Consider the following 5,839-nt stretch of genomic DNA (forward strand, 5'->3'; position numbering starts at 1 on the left):
AGAGCGGGGTGCCCGCCGGGCCCGGCGGGCACCCCGCTCTCGCGGTGGCTGAAGTCGCCCATGATCCCGATGCCCTTGGAGACGATCTCGACGCCGGGCGGTACGAGGATCTGGATGCCGCCCATGATCGCGACACAGTTGATCTCGACCTCCCCGGCGGAGAAGTCGGCCTCGCGCAGGTCGATCTCGCCGCCGCCCCAGAAGGCTACGCAGTTCATCCGCCGGGGCACGGTCCACCGCCCCTTGCGCTGGAACCCGCCCATGACGGCGACGGCCCAACTCGGCGACGTGTCACCGCCACCGAGTACCCGGCCCGTCCAACTCCCGTCGGACGGCGGCTCCTTGAAGAGGTTCACCGGCGCCTGCGGCGTACCGCCCGGCGCGGGCAGGTCACGGGTGATCGGCGCCAACTCGCCGTACGTACGCGCCTTGTAGGTCGTCTCCAGCCGTTCCTCGAACTCCTCCATGTCGAGCCGGCCCTCCGCGAGGGCGTCCCGCAGGATCTCCGCGACCCGTTCGCGGTCGGCGTCCGATGCGCGCAGTTCCGGAGCGTTGTCGGTCATACGGCCAGCCTACGAGGAACCGGCGTACGGCACTACGCGGTGGCCTTGTCTGCGTACATCTTCGCGATCACCGCCTCGATGTCCGGCTCCCGCACCGACAGGTCCACCAGCGGACACTCCGCCGCGATCCGCGCGACCAGCGGCGCCGCCGACTCCGACGCCGGGAACGCGAGCCACTGGCGTACGCCGTCGACGCGTACGACGCGGGCGGAGGGGCCCGCGTCGATGGGCGGGAGTTCGCGCTCCAGGTCGACGACGAGGACGCGTTCGCTCTCGCCCGCCTCGTGGAGACCGGCGAGGGGGCCGTCGTACATCATGCGGCCGTGGTCGATGACCATCACCCGCTTGCAGAGCTGCTCGATGTCCTGGAGGTCGTGGGTGGTGAGCAGGACCGTCGTACCGCGTTCGGCGTTCAACTCCCGCAGGAAGTCACGGACCTTGGCCTTGGAGACGACGTCGAGGCCGATGGTCGGCTCGTCGAGGTAGAGGACGTCGGGGTCGTGCAGGAGGGCCGCCGCGATGTCGCCGCGCATCCGCTGGCCGAGGGAGAGTTGGCGTACCGGGCGGTCCAACAGGTCGGCGAGGTCGAGGAGTTGGACGAGGCGGTCGAGGTTCTCGGCGTAACGGGCGTCCGGGATGCGGTACATGCGGTGCATCAGCCGGTAGGAGTCGATGAGCGGGAGGTCCCACCACAGGGTCGTGCGCTGTCCGAAGACGACGCCGATCCGGTGGGCGAGGCGGGTGCGTTCGCGGGAGGGGTCGATGCCGGCGACGCGCAGCCGGCCGCCGCTCGGGGTGAGGATGCCGGTCAGCATCTTGATGGTCGTCGACTTCCCGGCGCCGTTCGGGCCGATGTACCCGACCATCTCTCCGCGCGCGACGGTGAAGGAGAGCGAGTCCACGGCGCGCACCTGGGAGCGCTCGCGCTTCAGGAAGCCGGTCTTCCTGCGGACGTCGAACACCTTCTCCACGCCGTCGACTTGAATGAATTCCGCCACGGTTCAGCTCCCTGTGCTCCGGTACGACCTGACGCCCGCCCGCCACACGAGCCCCGCGAGCGCGCAGCACAGCGCGGCGACCAACGGCGGTGCCCACGCGGCGCCTTGGGGAAGGTCCAGGGGGTACGGGCGGCCCAACACGTAGGACGCGGGTACCCAGTTGACGAACGCGAGCGGGAAGACGAACGTCACCCCGCGCACCAGTTCCTTCGCGAACACGGTCGGCGGGTACTGGAGCATCGTCCCCCCGCCGTAGGTGAACGCCGACTGCACCTCGGCCGCGTCCTCGGCGATGAACTGGAACGCGCCGCCCGCGACGAAGACCGCCGAGAAGATCGCCCCGCCGGACAGCACGGTCACCGGCACGAGGAGCACCTTCTCCGGGGTCCAGTGGATGTCGAGCGCGGACAGCGCGTACGTGAAGATCAGGGCGCCCTGGGTGATGCGGCTGAGGCGGCGCAGCGCGAACCGGTCGGCGGCGACCTGCGCGAGCACCGGGGCGGGCCGTACGAGGAGGGTGTCGAGGGAGCCGTCGCGCACGCGCTGGCCGAGGCGGGCCACCGAGCCGATCGAGAGGTCCGCGATGCCGAACGACGTGGCCGCGAGGCCGTACAGGAAGGCGACCTCGGGGAGGGTGTAGCCGCCGAGGGAGTCGACCTGCGAGAACATCAGGACGATGCCGACGAAGTCGAGGCCGGTCAGCAGGAGGCCGCCGACCAGGGACATCGCGAACGAGGCGCGGTAGGCGAGGGTGGAGCGGATCCACATGCCGGTGATCATGCGGTAGGCGCGCAGACCCTCGGTGAGCCGGTTACCGGCGGGCGCGACGGTGGCGTACGCCCCAGGCCCGTCATACCCCCCGGACCCGTCATACCCGTCGTACTTCTGAGGCAGCTCAGCCACCCTGGACCACCACCCTGCGGGTAGCCACCGACACCAGGAGGCGGCCTGCCACGAGGAGCACCACGGCCCAGGCCGCCTGGAAGGCGTACACGTGTAGTACCGAGGTCTTGCCCATCAGCAGGTCGGCCGGCATCTGGAGCTGGGCGGCCCACGGGAGGGTCTTGACGACGTCGCCGAGGGCGCCCGGGAAGGCGTTCAGCGGGAGGGTCATGCCCGAGCAGAACAGGCCGGTGATCATCATCATCTGGAGCGCGCCGGTGCCGTCCAGGAGCCAGAAGCCGGTGAGGGCGACCAGGAAGCGGATGCCGAAACTCACCAGCGCCGCCAGGACCAGCGCGAGCAGGAAGGCCAGCCAGCGCAGGGGGTCGGTGGGCAGGGCCGTCGGGAAGAGCAGCGCGCCGATCGCGAACGGGATCACCCCCCGGCCGATCAGCTGGAACGCCGCGCGGCCCAGGTCGGCCGCCAGCCACCAGAGCTGGAGGTCGACCGGCCGGTACAGGTCGACGGCGACGTCACCGGAGCGGATGCGCTCCATGAGGTCGACCTCCATGCCGCCGCTCTGCAACGCGAGCGTCGCGAAGAGGGCCTGGCCGAGCCAGACGTACGTCACCGCCTCCGCCTGGTCGTACCCGCCGAGATTCGGACGCTCGTCCCACAGGGCGAGATAGGTATAGACCAGGATCAGGCCGAAGACCGTATTGGTGAAGACCCCCGCGGCCGTCGCCACCCGGTACGTCGCGTACCGTCGGAAACCCCCCGCCGCGACAGCCGCGTACAACCGCGCCGGACCCACCGCGAGCGTCCTCCTCCTCGTCCGAGACCTCCCCGCGCGACGTGACATTCGTCGCACGGCACCGAAGCGCAGGAGCCTAGTGCGCAGGAACGGCGGCGTGCCAGGCGTTTTCTCCGCCAACGCGTGCCGATTGCCGGGAACGGTTCGCATGGTGCGAGAGTCTTCAGATCAGAGGCGCGCGAAAATCGAGTACGACGAGCCCGCCGAGGACCTCGGGTCCGCCGAGCAGCAACGAGCAGTAACGGGTCGCACGGCCCGCGAGCACCACAACCCGCACGAGCCACAGCTCGCCGCGCGAGAATCACGAGACACACGCCAGAGCACCAGGCACGCACAGGAGTCCGAGCAACACATGAGCGACGAGCCGCAGCCGCAGCGACCGCCCCAGGGATGGGCGCCGAGAGAGCCCCTCGGCGACGCCACGGGCGTCCCGGACGCCCCTGAGGACGGCAGCAAGAAGGCCAAGCGGCCGAAGCGCACCGGGTGGCGGCGGATCATCCCCACCTGGCGGATCGTGCTCGGCACCTTCATCGTCGGTGTCCTCGCGCTCGTCGGCCTCTTCTACCTCGGCTACTCGATGGTCAAGATCCCGCCGGCCAACGCCCTCGCCACCAAGCAGTCCAACCTGTACCTCTACGCGGACGGCACCGAGATCGCCCGCGACGGCGAGGTCAACCGCGAGAACGTCACCCTCGCGCAGATCTCCAAGGACGCCCAGCACGCGGTGCTCGCCGCCGAGGACCGCGACTTCTACACCGAGTCCGCGATCGACCCCAAGGCGATGCTCCGCGCCGGCATCAACACCGCGATGGGCAAGGGCAAGCAGTCCGGCTCGACCATCACCCAGCAGTATGTGAAGAACTACTACCTGGCGCAGGAGCAGACCGTCTCCCGCAAGGTGAAGGAGTTCTTCATCTCCATCAAGCTGGACCAGGAGCAGAGCAAGGACAAGATCCTTGAGGGCTACCTGAACACGTCATACTTCGGGCGTAACGCGTACGGCATCCAGGCCGCCGCCCAGGCGTACTACGGCGTCGACGCGACCGCCCTCACCCCGGGCCAGGGCGCCTACCTCGCCGCGCTGCTCAACGCGCCCAGCGAGTACGACGTCATCGCGCACCCCGAGAACAAGGCGGCGGCCCAGGCCCGCTGGAACTACGTCCTCGACGGCATGGTCAAGAAGGGCTGGCTGGAGCAGTCGAAGCGGACCGGGATGAAGTTCCCGACCCCGCTGGAGTCCAGCGGCGCCTCGACCGGCATGTCCGGGCAGCGCGGGTACATCGTCACCGCCATCAAGGACTACCTCAAGGACAACAAGATCCTCACCGAGGAGGAGCTCGACGGCGGCGGCTACCGCATCACCACGACCCTGGAGAAGGCCAAGCAGGACGCCTTCGTGAAGTCCGTCAACGACAACCTGATGGACAAGCTCGACAAGAAGAAGAACAAGGTCGACAACTACGTGCGCGCGGGCGGCGCCGCCGTCGACCCGAAGACCGGCAAGGTCCTCGCGATGTACGGCGGCATCGACTACGTCAAGCAGTACACGAACAACGCGACCCGCCAGGACTTCCAGGTCGGCTCCACCTTCAAGCCGTTCGTCTTCACCTCGGCCGTCGACAACAAGTCCGAGACGCAGGACGGCCGTCTCATCACCCCGAACACGGTGTACGACGGCAACAACAAGCGTCCCGTGCAGGGCTGGAGCGGCGGCAGCTACGCCCCCGCCAACGAGGACGACGTCGACTACGGCAACGTCACCGTCCGCACCGCCACCGACAAGTCGATCAACTCGGTGTACGCGCAGATGGCCGTGGACGTCGGCTCCGACAAGGTCAAGGACACCGCCGTCGCGCTGGGGCTGCCGAGTAGTACTCCAGAGCTAACCGCGTCACCCTCGATCGCCCTCGGCGTCGCCACCGGCAGTGTCCTCGACATGGCCGAGGCGTACGCCACCCTCGCCAACCACGGCAAGCACGGCACGTACACCCTGATCGACAAGATCACCAAGGACGGCAAGACCACCATCGAGCTGCCCGCCCAGCAGTCGTCCCAGGCCGTCAGCCGCGAGGCCGCCGACACCACCACCGCGATCCTCCAGAGCGTCGTCGAGAACGGCACCGCGACCGCCGCGCAGGCCGTCGGCCGGCCCGCCGCCGGCAAGACCGGTACCGCCGAGGAGGACCAGGCCGCCTGGTTCGCGGGCTACACGCCCGACCTCGCGACCGTCGTCTCCGTCATGGGCCAGGACCCGGAGACCGCCGCGCACAAGTCGCTGTACGGCGCGATGGGGCTGCCCCGCATCAACGGCGGTGGCGCGCCCACCGAGATCTGGGCGCAGTTCATGAAGGACGCGCTCAAGGGGACGCCGGCCTCCGAGTTCGACCTCCAGCTCCAGGACGGGGCGGACGTCGTGCAGGAGGTGCCGCCGACGCCGTCGGGCACGGAGAGCACCGGGCCGGAGCAGGGCGGTACGCCGACCGACGGGGGCACCGACGGGGGTGACGCCCAGGGGCAGAACCAGGGTGCTACCCAGGGCGGGGCCGCTCAGGGCGGGGCCACCGGTGGTACTCCGGGTACTA

Annotated in this window: 5 protein-coding genes; 1 reads left to right on the forward strand and 4 read right to left on the reverse strand. The window is 69.4% G+C overall.

The window, feature by feature from the left end; all coding sequences use genetic code 11:
* The 4 genes from AOK24_RS42335 to AOK24_RS42350 form a co-directional block, all read right to left on the reverse strand.
* On the reverse strand, positions 1-563 hold a 563-nt coding region (locus tag AOK24_RS42335; RefSeq protein ID WP_055725192.1), incomplete at its 3' end, for a DUF1707 SHOCT-like domain-containing protein.
* A gap of 32 nt (positions 564-595) precedes the next feature.
* On the reverse strand, positions 596-1,561 hold the full coding sequence (locus AOK24_RS42340; protein ID WP_055725188.1) for an ABC transporter ATP-binding protein: 966 nt from the start codon (positions 1,559-1,561) through the stop codon (positions 596-598).
* Positions 1,562-1,564: 3 nt separating this feature from the next.
* Complete coding sequence (locus AOK24_RS42345; protein ID WP_055725189.1) at positions 1,565-2,464, reverse strand: ABC transporter permease; 900 nt, start codon at positions 2,462-2,464, stop codon at positions 1,565-1,567.
* Positions 2,457-3,257 carry an ABC transporter permease gene (locus AOK24_RS42350; RefSeq protein ID WP_055725190.1) on the reverse strand — a complete coding sequence of 267 codons (801 nt, stop codon included), beginning with the start codon at positions 3,255-3,257 and terminating at the stop codon, positions 2,457-2,459. The genes AOK24_RS42345 and AOK24_RS42350 overlap by 8 nt, the downstream gene beginning before the upstream one ends.
* Before the next feature lie 352 nt (positions 3,258-3,609).
* Between AOK24_RS42350 and AOK24_RS42355 the strand changes: the two genes are divergently transcribed.
* Positions 3,610-5,839 (forward strand): transglycosylase domain-containing protein (locus AOK24_RS42355; protein ID WP_055725191.1); only part of this gene is annotated, 2,230 nt, incomplete at its 3' end.

It is taken from the genome of Streptomyces niveiscabiei, from assembly GCF_001419795.1.
GTDB classification, from domain to species: domain Bacteria; phylum Actinomycetota; class Actinomycetes; order Streptomycetales; family Streptomycetaceae; genus Streptomyces; species Streptomyces niveiscabiei.